15 protein-coding genes are annotated in these 17,054 nt (G+C 62.8%); 6 read left to right on the top strand and 9 right to left on the bottom strand.

Going from position 1 to position 17,054, the window contains the following annotated elements; all coding sequences use genetic code 11:
* Nucleotide 1: 1 nt before the first annotated feature.
* From F3W81_RS08785 to F3W81_RS08770, 4 genes are read left to right on the top strand one after another with little or no spacing between them, the layout of a single operon-like run.
* Nucleotides 2-784, top strand: coding sequence for an ABC transporter ATP-binding protein (locus F3W81_RS08785; protein WP_193083217.1), 783 nt, complete (start codon nt 2-4; stop codon nt 782-784).
* Nucleotides 785-814: 30 nt separating this feature from the next.
* Nucleotides 815-1,729, top strand: coding sequence for an ABC transporter permease (locus tag F3W81_RS08780; RefSeq protein WP_193083216.1), 915 nt, complete (start codon nt 815-817; stop codon nt 1,727-1,729).
* Nucleotides 1,726-2,571, top strand: coding sequence for an ABC transporter permease (locus F3W81_RS08775; protein ID WP_193083215.1), 846 nt, complete (start codon nt 1,726-1,728; stop codon nt 2,569-2,571). Before F3W81_RS08780 ends, F3W81_RS08775 begins: the two co-directional genes overlap by 4 nt.
* 27 nt (nt 2,572-2,598) lie before the next feature.
* Nucleotides 2,599-3,603 (top strand): ABC transporter substrate-binding protein, encoded by a 1,005-nt coding sequence (locus F3W81_RS08770; RefSeq protein ID WP_193083214.1) that lies wholly within the window; start codon nt 2,599-2,601, stop codon nt 3,601-3,603.
* A 66-nt stretch (nt 3,604-3,669) separates the two neighbouring features.
* Here the strand turns inward: F3W81_RS08770 and F3W81_RS08765 are convergent, their stop codons facing one another.
* The 4 genes from F3W81_RS08765 to F3W81_RS08750 form a co-directional block, all read right to left on the bottom strand.
* Nucleotides 3,670-4,644, bottom strand: a complete 975-nt coding sequence (locus F3W81_RS08765) for a LysR family transcriptional regulator (RefSeq protein ID WP_193083213.1) — start codon at nt 4,642-4,644, stop codon at nt 3,670-3,672.
* A gap of 7 nt (nt 4,645-4,651) precedes the next feature.
* Nucleotides 4,652-5,218 carry a polyhydroxyalkanoate synthesis repressor PhaR gene (gene phaR, locus F3W81_RS08760; protein WP_193083212.1) on the bottom strand — a complete coding sequence of 189 codons (567 nt, stop codon included), beginning with the start codon at nt 5,216-5,218 and terminating at the stop codon, nt 4,652-4,654.
* A gap of 264 nt (nt 5,219-5,482) precedes the next feature.
* Complete coding sequence (locus tag F3W81_RS08755; RefSeq protein ID WP_193083211.1) at nt 5,483-5,932, bottom strand: phasin, PhaP; 450 nt, start codon at nt 5,930-5,932, stop codon at nt 5,483-5,485.
* A 145-nt stretch (nt 5,933-6,077) separates the two neighbouring features.
* Entirely contained in the window at nt 6,078-7,886 is a 1,809-nt protein-coding gene (locus tag F3W81_RS08750; RefSeq protein WP_193083210.1) for a PHA/PHB synthase family protein, read from the bottom strand.
* A gap of 133 nt (nt 7,887-8,019) precedes the next feature.
* Here F3W81_RS08750 and phaZ point away from each other — a divergent pair, with 133 nt between their 5' ends.
* Nucleotides 8,020-9,291 (top strand): polyhydroxyalkanoate depolymerase, encoded by a 1,272-nt coding sequence (phaZ, locus tag F3W81_RS08745; RefSeq protein WP_193083209.1) that lies wholly within the window; start codon nt 8,020-8,022, stop codon nt 9,289-9,291.
* A 73-nt stretch (nt 9,292-9,364) separates the two neighbouring features.
* On the opposite strand, the gene F3W81_RS08740 is transcribed toward phaZ, so the two are convergent.
* Nucleotides 9,365-9,832, bottom strand: a complete 468-nt coding sequence (locus F3W81_RS08740) for a methylated-DNA--[protein]-cysteine S-methyltransferase (RefSeq protein ID WP_193083208.1) — start codon at nt 9,830-9,832, stop codon at nt 9,365-9,367.
* A gap of 317 nt (nt 9,833-10,149) precedes the next feature.
* Here F3W81_RS08740 and F3W81_RS08735 point away from each other — a divergent pair, with 317 nt between their 5' ends.
* Entirely contained in the window at nt 10,150-10,599 is a 450-nt protein-coding gene (locus F3W81_RS08735) for a hypothetical protein (protein WP_193083207.1), read from the top strand.
* Nucleotides 10,600-10,683: 84 nt separating this feature from the next.
* Here F3W81_RS08735 and ileS read toward each other — a convergent pair whose 3' ends face one another.
* The 4 genes from ileS to F3W81_RS08715 all read right to left on the bottom strand — a co-directional run bounded on the left by ileS (nt 10,684) and on the right by F3W81_RS08715 (nt 17,018).
* Nucleotides 10,684-13,611 carry an isoleucine--tRNA ligase gene (gene ileS / locus F3W81_RS08730; protein ID WP_193083206.1) on the bottom strand — a complete coding sequence of 976 codons (2,928 nt, stop codon included), beginning with the start codon at nt 13,609-13,611 and terminating at the stop codon, nt 10,684-10,686.
* 451 nt (nt 13,612-14,062) lie between these two features.
* The gene (locus tag F3W81_RS08725; RefSeq protein WP_193083205.1) at nt 14,063-15,109 is read right to left on the bottom strand and encodes a YcjF family protein; all 1,047 of its coding nucleotides are present in this window, start codon (nt 15,107-15,109) and stop codon (nt 14,063-14,065) included.
* Nucleotides 15,106-15,603 carry a GNAT family N-acetyltransferase gene (locus F3W81_RS08720; RefSeq protein WP_193083204.1) on the bottom strand — a complete coding sequence of 166 codons (498 nt, stop codon included), beginning with the start codon at nt 15,601-15,603 and terminating at the stop codon, nt 15,106-15,108. Before F3W81_RS08720 ends, F3W81_RS08725 begins: the two co-directional genes overlap by 4 nt.
* Nucleotides 15,600-17,018 carry a YcjX family GTP-binding protein gene (locus tag F3W81_RS08715; protein ID WP_226941921.1) on the bottom strand — a complete coding sequence of 473 codons (1,419 nt, stop codon included), beginning with the start codon at nt 17,016-17,018 and terminating at the stop codon, nt 15,600-15,602. Before F3W81_RS08715 ends, F3W81_RS08720 begins: the two co-directional genes overlap by 4 nt.
* Between the last annotated feature and the right edge of the window lie 36 nt (nt 17,019-17,054).

Below are 17,054 nucleotides of genomic sequence, written 5' to 3'. Positions count from 1 at the left end.
CGTGACAAGCAAGCCAGTGATCACGGCAAGCCACCTGGACCTGACCTTTGAGACCAACGATGGTCCGGTCCAGGCGCTGCGCGATGTGAACCTTGAGATCGAGAAGGGGGATTTCGTCAGTTTCATTGGCCCGTCGGGCTGTGGCAAGACCACCTTCCTGCGCACCATTGCGGCGCTGGAGACGCCGACGGGGGGCGAAATCACCGTCAATGGCATGACGCCGGAGGAGGCGCGAAAAGCCCGCGCCTATGGCTATGTGTTTCAGGCGGCGGGACTGTACCCCTGGCGCACGATTGCCGGCAATATCCGGCTGCCGCTGGAGATCATGGGGTTCACCAAGGCCGAGCAGAAGAAGCGCGTCGACAAGGTGCTCGAGCTGGTCGACCTCGGCACCTTCGGCAAGAAGTTCCCCTGGCAACTGTCGGGGGGGATGCAGCAACGTGCCAGCATCGCGCGGGCGTTGGCCTTTGACGCTGATATCCTGCTGATGGACGAACCTTTTGGCGCGCTGGACGAAATAGTGCGCGATCACCTGAACGAGGAGCTGCTGAAGCTCTGGGCGCGGACCGGCAAGACCATCGGCTTCGTGACGCACTCGATCCCCGAGGCGGTGTATCTGTCGACCAAGATCGTGGTGATGAGCCCGCGACCGGGCCGCATCACGGATGTCATCGAGAGCCCTCTGCCGAAGGAGCGCCCGCTGGATATCCGCGACTCGCCCGAGTTTCTGGAGATTGCGCACCGCGTGCGCGAAGGGCTGCGGGCAGGGCATGCCTATGACTGAGCTGGCCCGGGTCCATGGGGAGGGGCAGCGATGAGATGGTTTTTGCCCGTTCTGACCGTCGTGGCCGCAATCATCGTCTTCTGGTACCTCGCCTGCGTGCCGATGAACGTGAAGTTCGCCATGATGACGGCCGAGCGTCAGGGCGTCGCCGTCAGCCCCGAGGGGATGCAGGCGCGCCGTGACATGTCGGCGGTGCTGCTGGCGATCCGCAATCCGGTCGTGTGGCCCGACACTTGGGCGCAGGACAAGCCGCGCCTGCCTGCGCCGCATCAGGTGGTGGCCGAGCTGTGGCGCACCACGGCGGAGGTCGCGCCGACGTCAAAGCGCTCACTGGTGTTTCACGCTTGGGTGACGCTGTCGGCGACACTGTTGGGGTTTGGCATTGGTGCCGGAGCTGGAATCATTCTGGCCATTGGCATCGTGCATTCGCGCGCCATGGACATGAGCGTGATGCCTTGGGCGATTGCCAGCCAGACCATTCCGATCCTCGCGATTGCGCCGATGATCATCGTGGTGCTGAACTCCTTCGGGGTGCAGGGCTTGCTGCCGAAGGCGATCATCAGCGCCTATCTGAGTTTCTTCCCGGTCGTCGTCGGCATGGTGAAGGGGCTGCGCAGCCCCGGTGCCATGGACCTCGACCAGATGCGCACATGGAGCGCGACGCGCACCCAAACCTTCTGGAAACTGCGTCTGCCGGCGAGCGCGCCGTACCTCTTTGCGTCGCTGAAGATCGGCGTCGCCTCGTCTCTGGTCGGTACCATCGTGGCCGAGCTGCCGGCGGGCGGCGGGCAGGGCCTTGGGTTCCGCCTGCTCTCGGGCAGCTACTACGGGCAGACGGTGCAGATCTGGGCGGCGCTGTTCGCCACGGCTGTGCTGGCAGCGGGGCTTGTTGCGATCATCAGCACGGTTGAGCGGGTGACACTGAAACGGATGGGGTTGGCATGACGCTGGTTTTCGCAGCTTTTGCAGTCTGGGCGCTGGCCTGGTGGGGCAACGTCTGGCTGGCCAATGGACCGGCGCGAGACATGACCGCGACCCGCCTTGCGGTGCCGGTGATCTTCGGGCTGACCCTGCTGGCGATATGGGAACTGGTGGTGCGCGGCCTCGACGTGTCGATGGTCATCCTGCCGCCGCCGAGCGTGATTGCCGACAAGATCAGCACCAGCCTGCCCATCCTGTGGACCGACTTTGTGCAGACCTTCGTCAAGGGGGCGCTGTCGGGCTATGTCATCGGGATCGCAGCAGCTTTTGTCGTCGCCGTCATCGCGGATCGCAGCAGTTTCCTGCGCCGTGGCCTGCTGCCGGTGGGGTCGTTCGTGGCGGCCATGCCGATCGTCGGCACCGCGCCCATTCTGGTGATGTGGTACGGATTCGACTGGCAGTCCAAGGCGGCGGTCGTGGTGGTGATGGTGTTCTTTCCGATGCTGGTGAACATCACCGCGGGCCTGCAGGAAACCAGCGCCATGCAGCGTGATCAGATGAAAACTTGGGCGGCAAGCTATTGGCAGGGCTTTTGGAAATTGCGCCTGCCCGCGGCGATGCCGTTTGTCTTCAACGGGCTGAAAATCTCCTCTACGCTGGCGCTGATCGGTGCCATCGTGGCCGAGTTCTTCGGCTCGCCAATCTCAGGGATGGGGTTCCGCATCTCGACCTCGGTGGGACAACTGGCGCTGGACATGGTCTGGGCCGAGATCTTTGTCGCCGCCCTGTCGGGATCGGTATTCTACGGGGCGATTGCCCTGATCGAACGGGGGGTGACCTTCTGGCACCCCTCGCAACGCACGTAAAAAATAAAACGAACAGGGAGTTAAGATATGAAAAATATGATCGCAGGGGCAATGACCCTCGGCCTCGCAACGGGCCTGACAGCCGGTGCGGCTTCGGCCGCCGATGACCTGACGCTGCAGTTGAAGTGGGTCACGCAGGCCCAGTTCGCGGGCTACTATGTGGCCAAGGACAAGGGCTTTTACGACGAGGAAGACCTGAACGTCACCATCAAGGCCGGTGGCCCGGACATCGCGCCCGAGCAGGTGATCGCCGCGGGCGGTGCCGATGTCATCACCACGTGGATGGCGGCGGCGCTGGCTGCGCGCGAACGCGGTGTCGATCTGGTCAACATCGCCCAGCCCTTCAAGACCGGCGGTCTGCAGGTCAACTGCCTGAAATCCAGTGGCATCGAGACGCCTGCCGACTTCCCTGGCCACACCATGGGTGTCTGGTTCTATGGCAACGAGTATCCGTTCTACGCCTGGATGGCCTCGCTCGGCATCAAGACCGATGGTGCCAGCGAAGATGGCGTGACCGTGATCAAGCAGGCCTTCAGTGCCGATCCGCTGATCCAGGGGCAGGCCGACTGCATCTCGACCATGACCTACAACGAGTATCGCCAGATCCTGCAGGCGGGCATCACCGAAGACGAACTGGTGACGTTCAACTACCTCAAGGAAGGCTTCGGGATGCTGGAGGATGGTCTCTACGTGCTGGGTGACAAGCTGGAAGACCCGGCCTTCAAGGACGAGATGGTGCGGTTCGTGCGCGCCTCGATGAAGGGCTGGAAATACGCCGAGGCCAACCCGGCTGAAGCGGCCGAGATCGTGCTGGAAAATGACGAGACCGGTGCCCAGACGCTGGATCATCAGGAATACATGATGACTGAAGTCGCCAAGCTGACTGCAGGCTCGAACGGGGCACTGGACCCGGCGGATTACGACCAGACGGTGGCGACGCTGCTGAAGGCCGTGTCCCCCGACAACCCCGCGATCACCAAGGAGCCCGAGGGCGCCTATACGCTGGAGATCACGGATGCAGCGCTGAAGTAAGCGGCGCCGGGAGAGACTGAGAGAGGGCCGGGCCATGTGCACCGGCCCTTTTTCGTTTGGCCTTGTTCAGGCGTCGGGGGCTATTTTGACGGAGTCGGCGAGCCAGGGATAATCGCTGTGGTTGATTTCCGCGGCCATGGCGCTCAGCAGAGCGCGCAGGTTCGAGGCGATCTGGGAGGGCACGTCACCAAGGATGCCCGCGCGCGCCGTCAGCACGATCCGGCGGGACAGGGGCGCAAAGGGCAACGGGAAAATGTCCAGCTGGCTCATCAGCCGGCGCGCCCGCAGCAGGGCGAGTGGCGGCAGGATCGTCCATCCCGTGCCGCCCCCGACCAAGGCGAGGATGGCATGATAGCTGTCCAGCTCGAACCGGTGATCGAGGCGCAGGTTCTGCTGTTCCAGATGGTTGTCGATCAGGCGGCCCATGTAGTGGCGCGTGGTGTATTGCACCATGGGCCGCGTTTTGAGCTGTGCCAGAAGATCCGCGCCGGGTGCGATGGAACCGCGCTGCGTGGCGACCACCAGCCCTTCGGTGAGGATCGGGTGGACTTCGGCCCAGGGTTGCGGTGCGCCCATTTCAGCCGCGACGATGACGTCGAGCGCCTCCGCGTCGAGCTGATCGTGGAGAAAGTGGCTGGCTCCGGTTTCCAGCAAAAACCGACAGTCGGAGAGCACATCCGACATGCGGGTCAGCAGGCGCGGGGTCACGTCGGCCTCGAAGTCCTCGATCACGCCGAGGCGCAGGCGGGTGAGGGCAGGGGCATCCGCCACGGCCAGCTCTGCGCGGGCCTGCGCGGCTTCGTTGAGGATGGATTGGGCGCGGCGGCGAAACGCCTCGCCCGCGGGGGTCAGGGTGACCGGGCGGGCGGAGCGGAAGAGGAGCGTGGCATCCAGCGCTGCCTCAAGGTTGGTCAGTTGCTGTGACACGGCCGAGGGGCTGGCGCCCAACCTGCGCGCAGCGGCAGTGATCGAGCGCTCCTCAGCCGTGGCCACGAAAACCTCGATCCCCCAGAGGGTGATCCGTCCGGGGCTGCCGGTCATCGTGTGGTCAGCTCATCTTGTTCAGTTTTTGCTGCAGATCGGCCAGCTGCTTTTTAATCAGGGTCAGGTCTTCGTCACTGGTGGCACCGGGTTTGGTGTCGCCATCGTCACGGCCAGGGCCGCTCCACGTCCCGGAAAAGCTGCCGGTCATGGCTTTGATGAAGGCCTGTTGCTGGGCTTGCATGGCATCGAACCCGGGCATGTTGGCCATGATCGGATTGACGGTTTTCATGTTTTCCATCATCTTCGACTGCCCGTCGCGCAGCATCTCGAAAGACGCGGCGAGGAACTGAGGCACAACAGATCCCGCGGTACCGCTATAGCTGCGCACCAGATCGATCAGCACATTCAACGGCAGGACGTTTTCGCCCCGGCTTTCATGTTCAGCCACGATTTGCAGCAGGTATTGCCGGGTCAGGTCATCGCCGGATTTCAGATCGACGATCTGAACTTCGCGACCTTCGCGGATAAAGCCTGCGATATCTTCCAAAGTCACGTAATCGCTCGTCTCGGTATTATAGAGACGGCGTGAGGCGTAACGTTTGATCAAAAGCGTGGAGCCACTATTGGCCATTGGCGTACCCTCCCGAAAATGCAGCGCTGCAGCAAAGCCTAGAGCACTGTTCCACAAAAAGAAAGCGCAGAGACTCTCGCACCTGCGCAATTCAAAACCGGCAAAATCGGGGAGTGGATAATACGCTCAGGGACAGACGCAGGCGTATGGCGGATCTGCCGCGCTGAAACGAAATAGGACGGGTCCTAAGACCCGCCCTTCTTGATCGCGCCCAGCCAAAGGGGGAGGAGAACCGGGACGCAAATCTCCTTGGGGGAGAAAGGCTTATTTCGCCGCCGGGGTTGCTTTTTTGGCCGCGGTGGATGCGTCCTTGGTGGCTTTCTGCATGGCTGCCGAGGCTTCCTCGGTCATGTCCTTGCCAGCTGCCATCATCAGCTCAACCGTGTCGGTCTGCACTTTTTTGGCGATCTCGGCAAAAGCGGCCATGTTTTCTGCCGACATTTCAGCATAGGCCGAAGCGAAATCAGTCATCGCCTTGGCGTAATCTGCGGGCTCGGACTTGGCTTTGGACAGCTCAGCGATTTTGGTCAGCGCTTCCTTGGTCCATTTGGTCGACAGGTCGGTCGACTTGCCAGCCGCTTCGATTGCGACGCTGGACAGCTTTTCACCCAGGGCAGCCTGAGTTTTGAACGCGTCTTCCATGGAGGACGTATCAACGGGGAAAGCGCCCATGAAGTCTTTCATGATCTCGGAGAAATCTTGTGTCTTAGCCATGTCTAAATCCTCTTCTTGGTGACGGGTTTTGTGTGTGACCCGCTATCTTTGCGTTGCCCTGAATATGGATGCTGCAGCGCAGCAAATCAAGTGTTTTTTCTGCGCCGCAGAAAAATCCTACAATCCTAGGTAGATACGCTCTGGATCACTTGGGAAGCGGTGCCGCTACGTAAGTTCCGGGGGCGGGGCAAAGCGGAGGATGGGTCGAATCACCGGGCGATCTGGCCGCAACCATGGCACCGGATTTCTTGGCCAGCCATGCGCCCCAGACCGGCCACCAGGAGCCGTCGGTGAAGGTCGCACCGTCAATCCAATCCTGCGCCGTCTCGGGAAGGTCGGCATTGGTGTAGTGCCCGTACTTCTTTTTCGACGGCGGATTGACGATCCCGGCGATGTGCCCGGATTGCGACATGATAAAGGTGCGGTCCTTGGATTTTGTCTGCATGAAGCCACGATAGGCGGTGCGCCAGGCGGCGATATGATCCGTTTCGCAGGTGATGGCGCAGATCGGAATGCTGACGTCACTGACATGCAGATGCTCGCCCAGCAGATCCATGCCGGTGGTCGTAAACTCGTTCCCCTGACACAGTCGCCGCAGATATTGAACGGCCATGCGCGCGGGCAGGTTGGTGCCGTCGCCGTTCCAGTAGAGCAGATCGAAGGCTGGCGGCGCCTCGCCAAGCATGTAGGAGCGGATCGCGGGCTGATAGACGAGGTCGTTGGAGCGCAGGAAGGAAAACGTCCGCGACATGATGTGACTGCGCAGCATGCCAACTTCGGCCACGTCCGCTTCGATCCCGTCGATGAAATCATTCTGCAGGAAGGGCGTGAAGTCGCCCTGATCGGCGAAATCAGTCAGGGTGGTAAAGAATGTGGCAGATTTGATCGAGGTGTCCTTGCGCTTTTTCAGCAGCGCCAGAACCAGATGCAAAGTCGTGCCGCCGATGCAGTAGCCGATGGTGTTGACCTGCTTTTGCGCAGTGATCTGCTTGACCTGCTCGATCGCGGCCAGGTAGCCCTCCTCGATGTAGTCCTCCAGCCCGACATCGCGGTAGCTGGCATCAGGATTGACCCAGGACACGACAAAAAGCGTGAAGCCCTGTTCGGTGATCCAACGGATCAGAGAGTTTTTCTCTTTCAGATCAAGAATGTAGAATTTATTGATCCATGGCGGAAAGATGATCAGCGGCGTCGCATGCACCTTCTCCGTGGTCGGGGCATACTGGATCAGCTCGATCATGCGGTTGCGATAGACCACCTCGCCCTCGGCTGTGGCGACGTTTTCTCCTAGCTTGAAGGCACTGTCATCGGCCAGTCGGACCAGCAGTTCGCCATTGTTATGCTCAAGATCCGCGACGAGGTTTTCCAGCCCCTTCACGAGGCTTTCGCCCTCGGTTGCAATGGCGCGTTCTAGGGCATCGGGGTTGGTCGCCAGAAAATTGGTCGGCGCCATCAGATCGACAATCTGGCGGGCAAAATAGGTCAGACGGGCCTTTTCGACCGCGTCCATCCCCTCGGCGTCTTCAACGGCCTTGGCGACGGCGCTGGCATTCAACTGGTACTGCTGCTTGATGTAGTTGAAGTAGGGATGCGTCTTCCACATCGGGTTGCGAAACCGCGGATCATCCGGCCCGGGATCGGCGGGAGCCTGCAGTTTTCCCGCCGCAAGCGCTTGCTGGGCTTCAAGAAAATGCTTCACCGAGTTGCCCCAGTATTCCAGCTGATGCTCAAAGATTCGCGCCGGATTCTGCAGCATCTCGCTCCAGTAGGCGCCGGCGGCCTTGGAGAACAGCGATGGATCCGGGCCATTCAGTTCCTGCCGCGCGGGTTGTTTTTGCTGTAGTGCAGCAAGAAATCTCTGCGTGAGAGCGTCCACTCTCGCGAGGTTTTCGTTGAGTTTTTCGAGGTTTTCAGTCGAATTCGTCACGTCGCCAACTGTCTCTTGTGTTGTCATGTTAACGATTCCCCTCTATTTTCTGCTGTGCAGCATGTGGCGATCCCGGCCGTTGGATGAGTCTCACTACCGCCTTTGTGCCATGCCCATGTGACCTAACCGCCGGGTTTTGCCCCGCAAAAAGGAGACGCCTATGCGCTTTATGGCAAGCTACGATCTTATGGAGACCATGCGCAATACCCAGCAATGGATGGGCGCGTCGGCCCATAGCTTTGCATCGTATCCAGCGTTTGCCCTTGTCTCGAACCCGATGCTGACCATGATGTCGGCCTGGGGCGAAGTGACCGAGCGGGCTTTCAAGCGCATGGTCGTCAAACCGGACTGGGGCATTCATTCGGTGCCCTGCGAAGACGGCCGCGACCATCTGGTCAGCGTCGAGCCTGTGATCACGCGCCCCTTCGGCGACCTGATCCATTTCCGCGTCCAGGACCGTGCCGAGAAAGCCCGCAAGGTGCTTCTGGTCGCCCCGATGTCCGGCCATTACGCGACGCTGTTGCGCTCGACCGTCGTGTCCCTGCTGCCCGATTGCGAAGTCTATATCACCGACTGGCACAATGCGCGCGACATTCCGGTCAGCGAAGGCAAGTTCGACATTGAGGACTATACCCTCTATCTGGTTGATTTCATGAAGGAATTGGGGCCGGAGATCAACGTGATCGCCGTCTGTCAGCCGGCACCGCTGACGCTGGCTGCCACGGCCTATCTCGCCGAGATTTTCCCCGAGTCCCAGCCCAGCACTCTGACGCTGATCGGCGGTCCGATCGACCCCGACGCGACCCCGACCGAAGTCACCGATTTCGGCAACCGTGTCAGCATGGGCCAGTTGGAAAGCTCGATGATTCAACGGGTTGGCATGAATCACAAGGGGATCGGCCGCAAGGTTTACCCCGGCTTGCTGCAACTGAGCTCGTTCATCTCGATGAATGCGGATCGTCACGCCAAGGCCTTCAACGAGCAGATCTTCAAGGTCGCGCGCGGCGAAGCATCGGATCAGGATCAGCACAATCGCTTTTATGATGAATACCTTGCGGTGATGGACATGACCGCGGAGTTCTACCTCTCGACCGTCGAGCGGATTTTCAAGAACTCCGAGATCGCCAGCAACACCTTCACCATCAACGGCCACCAGGTCGATATCGGCAAGATCACCGACGTGGCCGTGAAGACCGTCGAGGGCGAGAAGGACGATATTTCTGCGCCAGGTCAATGCGTTGCGGCATTGGCTCTGCTGACCGGTCTGGACGACAGCAAGAAGGCCAACCACCTTGAGCCGGGCGCCGGGCACTACGGTATTTTCGCCGGTTCGTCCTGGCGCAACAATATCCGGCCGCTGGTGCTGGAGTTCATCGATCAGAACGCCGGCAAGAAAACCAACACCAAGGCAAAGCTGGCAGCCGTCACCTGATCCTTCGTAAGGCATTGAGAAGATAGGGAAATGCCTGCGCATTGGCGCGGGCATTTTTCGTTTTGGCGGCCTGTCAGATCAGCAGAGAGGCCGCGCCTTCAAGCCGCAGCAGGGCGACCTTGGTTTCGATGCCGCCCTGTCCTGAAAAGCCGCCCAGACCGCGGGTGGCAAGGACGCGGTGACAGGGGATAATGATCGGGATCGGGTTGCCACCACAGGCCTGCCCGATGGCGCGTGCCGGTCGCTCCAGCAGGCGGCCGATGTCGCCGTAAGTCATTGTTTCGCCGTAGGGAATATTCTGCAGCCTGGCGCAGACGGCGCGCTGCAGCTCAGGTCCCGAGACGCGCAGAGGCAGGTCGAAGCTGCGCCGCGCCCCGCTGAAGTAGTCGCGCAGTTGCTGCATCGCCTCCTGCAGCAGAGGCGTCTCGTCCGAGGCCTCGGGCGGGGCGGTTCGGTCGCACCAGGACAGGCGGGTGATGGCGTCCTCCTCCTCGGTCAAACGGATCGGGCCGGTCGGGGTGTCGAGGCAGGCAGTCGGCATCAGTAGCTTTCTTAACGCGAATCAGGCGAGGTATTCTGGCCAGATTTTCATGTCGGTATCCGGTCGGTATCACGTCGGTATCCGGTCGGCGATATTTCGGAGCGCAGCGGGATTGGCGCAGATGAAGGCTGCGCGCGCGCCGCGCTGCGGCATGGGGGTAAAGGTAAATTTCTCTGCGACATTTATGAGCAGAAGGTTGCATGGACCCGAGATCGCAGCGGTGTGCAACCCGGATTCAGACTCCATCTTAAGGTTTCAGTCACTTTTGAACGGCAGACTGAAAATACGTGATCAGCTGTGTGAAGGGAGCCGGTGACATGATCGAAATGCAAACTTCTGTTCGCTTCGTGGCGCCGGTCGAGGCGCGCGCCCATGTGGCGACGGCGGACCCCGATGCAACCTCGGTGAGCAGCGTCAACGCGCTGGTGCCCCCGGTTGAGTCACTGTCCTCGATGGAGGCTGTTGGCCTGATGGCCTTGCCGCTGCCGGGCCGCTCACCGGACAAGCCCCCGCCCAACGCGGGGGGAGGCCACGATCGGGTGGCCGAGGCCCTGGCGCAGTATGAAGGCGCGAAGCAGCCCACTGAGACGAAATCGCGGCATGACGAAAAAGCCGCCGCGCCCAATATCGATCCGGTGAGCCTGTTTCAGGGCCTTGTGACACAGGCCAGCCGGTCGGGCGGCGGGGCGGGTAACGCCTTTCAAATTTACGCACTTATTCAGCAACTGGCGACGCTGGTAGAACCGAAGGTCAGCCAGCCCGCCTGAACAGCCGAGAGCAATCCTTCAAAACGCAAAACCCCCGACAGTCGCAAGGACTGCCGGGGGTTTCGTCATGGTCGCATCGTGCTGTCAGCTGAGCGCGTCGTCGCAGCGCGCACAGACACCGGCGTGGGCATGGGTGTTCACGTCGGGCAGGATCTTCCAGCAGCGCTGGCATTTCTCGCCCTCTGCCATTTCGAAGACCACACCGATGCCCGGGATATCGGGCATACGGAAAGCCTCGTCCGGGGCCGGATCGGCGGTCAGGCTGAGGTCTGAGGTGATGCAGACATCCTCAAACGCGACGGACTTCAGCGCAGCCAGAGTCTCGGCATCGTCGACATGCACCACCGGCGCGGCCTCAAGCGAGGCACCGATGACCTTTTCGACCCGCTGCAGTTCCAGCGCGGCGGTGACGACGCGGCGGGCCTGACGGACCTTCGCCCATTTCGCGGCCAGCGCAGGGTCGCGCCAGTCGGACGGGGTCTCGGGGAAGTCGGTCAGGTGGATCGAGCTGGTGTCGCCGGGGAACCGCTCAAGCCAGACCTCCTCCATCGTGAAGACCAGGATCGGTGCCAGCCAGCTGGTCAGGCGGTGGAACAGCAGGTCGAGCACGGTGCGCGCCGATTTGGCCCTGAGTGTGTCGCCGTCGCAATAGAGCGCGTCCTTGCGGATGTCGAAGTAGAAGGCCGACAGCTCGACCGTGGCGAAGTTGAACACCGCCTGGAAGGTCGCCTGAAAGTCGAAGGCGCGGTAGCCGGTGCGCACGACCTCGTCGAGCTCGGACAGGCGGTGCAGCACCCAGCGTTCCAGTTCGGGCATATCGGCGGGGGCGATGCGGTCTTCCTCGCGGAAATCGCCTAGGCTGCCGAGCAGGAAACGCATGGTGTTGCGCAGCCGGCGGTAGCTGTCGGCGGTGCCCTTCAGGATCTCGTCCCCGATGCGCTGATCGGCGGTATAGTCGGTCTGGGCAACCCAGAGGCGCAGGATATCTGCGCCATATTGCTGGACGATCTTCTCCGGCACGATGGTATTGCCGACGGATTTCGACATCTTGTTGCCCTTGGCATCCAGCGTAAAGCCATGGGTGACGACGTTGCGATAGGGCGCGCGGCCAAGGGTGCCGCAGGCCTCGAGCAGGGAGGAGTGGAACCAGCCACGGTGCTGGTCGGTGCCCTCCATATAGACATCGGCGATGCCGTCTTCGGTGCCGTCAGCCCGGTCACGCAGCACGAAAGCGTGGGTTGAGCCGCTGTCGAACCAGACGTCGAGCACGTCGAAGACCTGCTCATAGGCGGCCGCGTCGGCCGCGGTGCCGATGAAGCGTTCCTTGGCGCCGGGGGCATACCAGACGTCGGCGCCCTCGGCCTCGAAGGCCTCGGTGATGCGGGCGTTGACGGCGTCGTCGCGCAGCAGATAGTCGGGATCGGTCGGCAGAGCGCCCTTCTTGACGAAGCAGGTCAGGGGCACGCCCCAGGCGCGTTGCCGCGACAGCACCCAGTCGGGGCGGGATTCGATCATCGAATACAGGCGGTTGCGACCCGACTGCGGGGTGAACTTCACCAGCTGGTCGATCGAGGTCAGGGCGCGTTCGCGGATCGTGGTGCCGTGGGTGTCGTTGCCGCCCGCAGGCTTGTCGATGGCGGCGAACCACTGCGGGGTGTTGCGATAGATGATCGGCGCCTTGGAGCGCCAGGAGTGGGGGTAGGAGTGCTTGATCTTGCCGCGCGCCAGCAGGCCGCCAACCTCGACCAGCTTGGCGATGACGGCGCTGTTGGCGTCGCCTTCCTTGCCGTTCGGCTTCAGGATCATCTTGCCGCCGAAGAACGGCAGGCTTTCGCGGAACGAGCCGTCGTCCATCACGTTGTAGGTGATAACCTGCTCCAGCATGCCGAGATCGCGATAGAGCTCATACTCCTCCATCCCGTGCGACGGCGCGCAATGCACGAAGCCTGTGCCCTCGGTGTCGGTGACGAAGGGCGCGGCGCGGAAATCGCGGATATCGTCCCATTCGCCCATGCCGCCCTCGGCGCCGTGGAACGGGTGGGTGAGCGAGATCTTCGCCAGATCGTCCGGCGTCACATCGCAGAGACGGCGGTACATGGTGTCGTCTAGACGCGCGCGGCTCAGCACATCGGCGGCCAGATTGTCGGCCAGCAGGTAGCGATCGCCGATGCTGACCCAGCATTCCTCGGGACGGCCCGTGATCTCATAGAGACCATAGGAGATCTCGGCGCCGTAAACGACGGCCTTGTTCGACGGCATGGTCCAAGGGGTGGTGGTCCAGATCACGACATAGGCGTCGTCGAGCGTGGCGTCACCCGTGCCAACAACCTTGAACTTGACCCAGATCGTCGGGCTTTCCTTGTCGTGATATTCGACCTCGGCCTCGGCCAGCGCGGTCTTCTCGACCGGCGACCACATCACGGGCTTGGAGCCCTGATAGAGCGTGCCGTTCATCAGGAACTTCATGAATTCCTCGGCGATGACACGTTCGGCGTGGAAGTTCATCGTCAGGTAAGGATCGGCCCAGTTGCCGGTGATCCCGAGGCGCTTGAATTCCTCGCGCTGGATATCGACCCAGCCTTCGGCAAAGCGGCGGCATTCCTGACGGAAGTCGACGACCGGCACCTCGTCCTTGTTCTTGCCCTTGGCGCGATACTGTTCCTCGATCTTCCATTCGATCGGCAGACCGTGGCAATCCCAGCCCGGCACATAGCGCGCATCATGGCCCATCATCTGGTGCGAGCGCACGATCATGTCCTTGATGGTCTTGTTCAGCGCGTGCCCGATGTGCAGATGCCCGTTGGCGTAGGGAGGGCCGTCATGCAGCGTGAAGGGCGTGCGGCCGGTCTTTTCGCGCAGGCGATCATAGACGCCGATCTGTTCCCAGCGGGTCAGCCACTCGGGCTCGCGCTTGGGCAGGCCGGCGCGCATCGGGAAATCGGTTTTCGGCAGGTTCAGCGTGGACTTGTAGTCCGGGGTGTCAGCGGTTGTCTCTGGCGTGTCGGCGCACATCTTTGGCGATCCGTTCTCTCATGTCGAAATGTCAGGAAGAGGGGGGCGGCGCGGTCTGTCCATACGCCTTGTCCCGGCGGCTCAGTTTGAGAGCGCCGGGCCGGTAATTCGAATGATGAGTGCGAAGGTACGTGTCATCATGGCGGGCTTATACGCCGGGGAGGGTGCAGCGTCCAGAGGTCAGGGCTGGGCATGAAGATCGGATGTTGCACCGGGGGTCGCTGTTGGATGCCTCCGGCGGGAGTATATTAGCAAGAAGAAGTTAGGAGCATCAGCCCCTGACTGGCCGGCGAGAATGCGGGCTGTCAGGGGCCTTCTCCTTGCACGGTCATTGGTCTCCACCTGTACCGTGGCAGCATGCTCGCCGAAGATGATAAACAAATCCCTTCTTCTTGCTTTTATACTCCCGCCGGAGGCGTTGGCGGCGTTCCACCAGCTTCGACTTGGATGCCTATGTCCCTTTGCTCTCGTCCTTTGAGAACAATCCGGCCAGCGCGGTCTGGATGATCGAGGTGACCTTCGGGCGGCGGCCCTTGGCGAAGGGCATGGGGCGGCAGACCTCCATCGCGGCGACGCCGACGCGGGCGGTGAGGGCGCCGTTGACCACGCCTTCGCCAAAGCGGCGCGACAGGCGGGCGAGGAGATTGCCGCCAAGGACCGAGTGCAGCATGTCATCGCCCATGGCCACGGCGCCCGTCGCGACGAGGTGGGACATCACCGCGCGCAGCAGGCGCCAGCTGCCAAGGGTGCCGGAGCGGCCTCCGTAGACCTCGGCGATGCGGCGGATCATGCGGATGTTGGAGCTGAGGGCGGCCGCGACATCGGCGAAGGCCAGGGGGACGAGCGCGGTGACCGTGGCGACCTGACGCGCGGCGGCTTCGACCTCACGACGCGCGGCGATGTCGAGGGGGGCGAGCAGTTCAGCCTCGGTCAACGACAGCAGAGCGCTGGCGTCGAATTGTTCGTCGCGCCGCTCGGACAGGCGCTCGACGTGCCATTTCAGCTCAGGGCGAGTGGCATAAAGAGCGGTGAGGTTTTTGGAGAACTCGCGTGCCTTGGCGAGGTCGTCGAGGGCGGCGGCCTCGGTGGCCTGCGCGTGAAGGTGGTCCATGCGCGACAGGCGGGCGAAGGCCGTCAGCTCTTTTATGACAATGGCCAGCACGACCAGCAGGAAGGCGGCGATCAGGGCGGCGACGGTATAGCCGAGCCAGGGGGTGGTGGTGACCAGACCGATGACGAAGCTCCACGCCATGGTCGAGATCACCACGCCGATCAGCGCCACCAGCAGCGACCAGAACCAGCGTGCGAGCCGGGAGGGTTTGCGCGCGGCGAGGATCACGGCGGTGCGCATGGCAGTGCCGCGCGTGCCATAGCCGGGCTCGCTTTCGGGCACCGGAGGGGCGGCGTCGGGGCCGGGGATCGTATCCTCGGCGCCGTATTCGATCAGCACCGGGCCTTTGGCGCGCGGCGGCGTTGGGTGATCGGGGGTGTCGGTCATGCCGGGTCCTGCCTGCGGGTCTGTGGGGTGTGCCAGATCATGAAAACGTCCGGCAGGGCTTCGTCGTTGCTGCTGCCATCGCCGTAGGCGGCGGTCGAAAACCCCTCTGCGGCGTAGAAGTGGCGGGCGCTGTGGCTCTCCTGCGGGGTCCAGAGGCCGAGGCTGTCGCTCTGGCGCTTGGCCTCGGCCAGCAGGGCATGGCCATGGCCGCAGCGGCGGGCGCGGGCATGGACATAGAGGGCGAGGACCAGCTCTCCCTCACGCGCGATGAAGGCGCAGGGGCCAGCGTCGTCGCGGATCAGGCGGACCGAGCCGCGCAGCACGAGGCGTGCCATCAGCGCGAGGTCCATGCTGGGGCGGCGCACCTGTGGCATCCACTCAGTGGCGCGCGTGAAGCTCCATAGCACCCGGGCGAGGGCGGGGACATCGCGCAGGCGGGCGGGCCGGATGGCATCGCTCTGCGGTGGGGCCGCGTCAAAGGTCTGCGCAATCACAGCCGGTCGCCGATCAGGAACTGCGCCGCCCGGTCAAGGCGGATATGGGGCGGGCCTTCGCCGGGTTTCAGCGAAATCGCTGCCGGGGCGAAGGACATGATGGCATAATCCTCCTCCAGCCAGCGATCACTCGCGAGGTGGCCACGGGTGATGCGGCTGGGGTCTTCGGGCAGCTCTCCGGGATACATTGCGGCCTGTTTGCCGGTCGAGAGCAGCCGCCCGCGCACCGCCTGCAAGGCGTTGCCCTCATGGCGGATGGTTTCCTCGACCGTGGCGCGCAGCGAGGCGATGGACATGGCCTGCGTCTTGGCGCCGGCGAAATCGGCGCGAGAGACGGCATTGGCGACCAGCGCCTCCATGATCGCGGTCAGGCGGGCGTGCTGGGTGTGGTGCAGGTGGTCGGCCTTGGTGGCGGCGAAGAGGATCTTTTCCACCCGTTTGCCCAGCAGCAGACGCGACAGCCATGCGTTGCGCCCCGGGCGGAAGGCCGACAGGATCCCCTCCAGCCCCCGGTTCAGGTCGTCCACGGCAGCAGGCCCGGCATGGATCGCCGACAGCGCATCGACCAGCACGACCTGACGGTCGATGCGGGCGAAATGCTGCTGGAAGAAGGGCTTCACGACGCGGGATTTATACGCCTCAAAGCGCCGCTCCATCTCGCGCCAGAGGCTCTTGCGTGGGGCGCTGTCCTGCGGGGGAAGAGGGGCGAAGGTGAGAACGGGAGAGCCCTCCATTTCACCCGGCAGCAAGAAGCGTCCCGGTGTGACGTCGGACATGCCCTCAACCCGGGCCTGGCGCAGGTAAGCGGTATAGCTGCGGGCCAGCGCCTGGGCCTGCGTTTCCTCCCAGGCGTCTGTGGCTGTGGTTGCCCCGACCTCGGCGCGAAAGGCGTCGGCATAGGGGCGCTTGTCCATGCGGCCCAGCACTTCGGAGGACCACTGGGCGTAGGTCTTGTCCATCAGCGGCAGGTCGAGCAGCCATTCCCCGGGATAGTCGATGATGTCGAGGTGCACTGTGCGCGGCCCCGACAGACCCGCGATCAGACCGGCGGGGCGCACGCGGAACGACAGACGCAGCTCAGAGATGGTGCGGGTGCTCTCGGGCCAGTGCGGCGCAGGGCCGGTCAGGGCGGCGAGGTGCGCCTCATAGTCAAAGCGCGCCAGCGTGTCGTCGGGTTGGGGCTGTAGATAGGCGGCAAGGATCCGGTTGTCAGCCTCGGCCAGCAGCTGCGGCATACGCGAGCGGTTCAGCAGGTTGGCCACCAGCGAGGTGATGAACACTGTCTTGCCCGCCCGCGCCATGCCGGTCACGCCGAGGCGGATGACGGGTTCGAAGAAGGCCTCGGACAGCGTGTCGCTGACAGTTTCGATCTGCCGGGTGACACCGTCGGTCAGCGAGGTAATGCCAAATGCCAAATGCTTTTTCCTGCGCGCCAAGGGGTTTGGACAATA

The organism is Pseudooceanicola spongiae, from assembly GCF_014899185.1.
Classification (GTDB): Bacteria; Pseudomonadota; Alphaproteobacteria; order Rhodobacterales; family Rhodobacteraceae; genus Pseudooceanicola; species Pseudooceanicola spongiae.
This window is presented reverse-complemented; position numbering and strand designations above follow the sequence as displayed.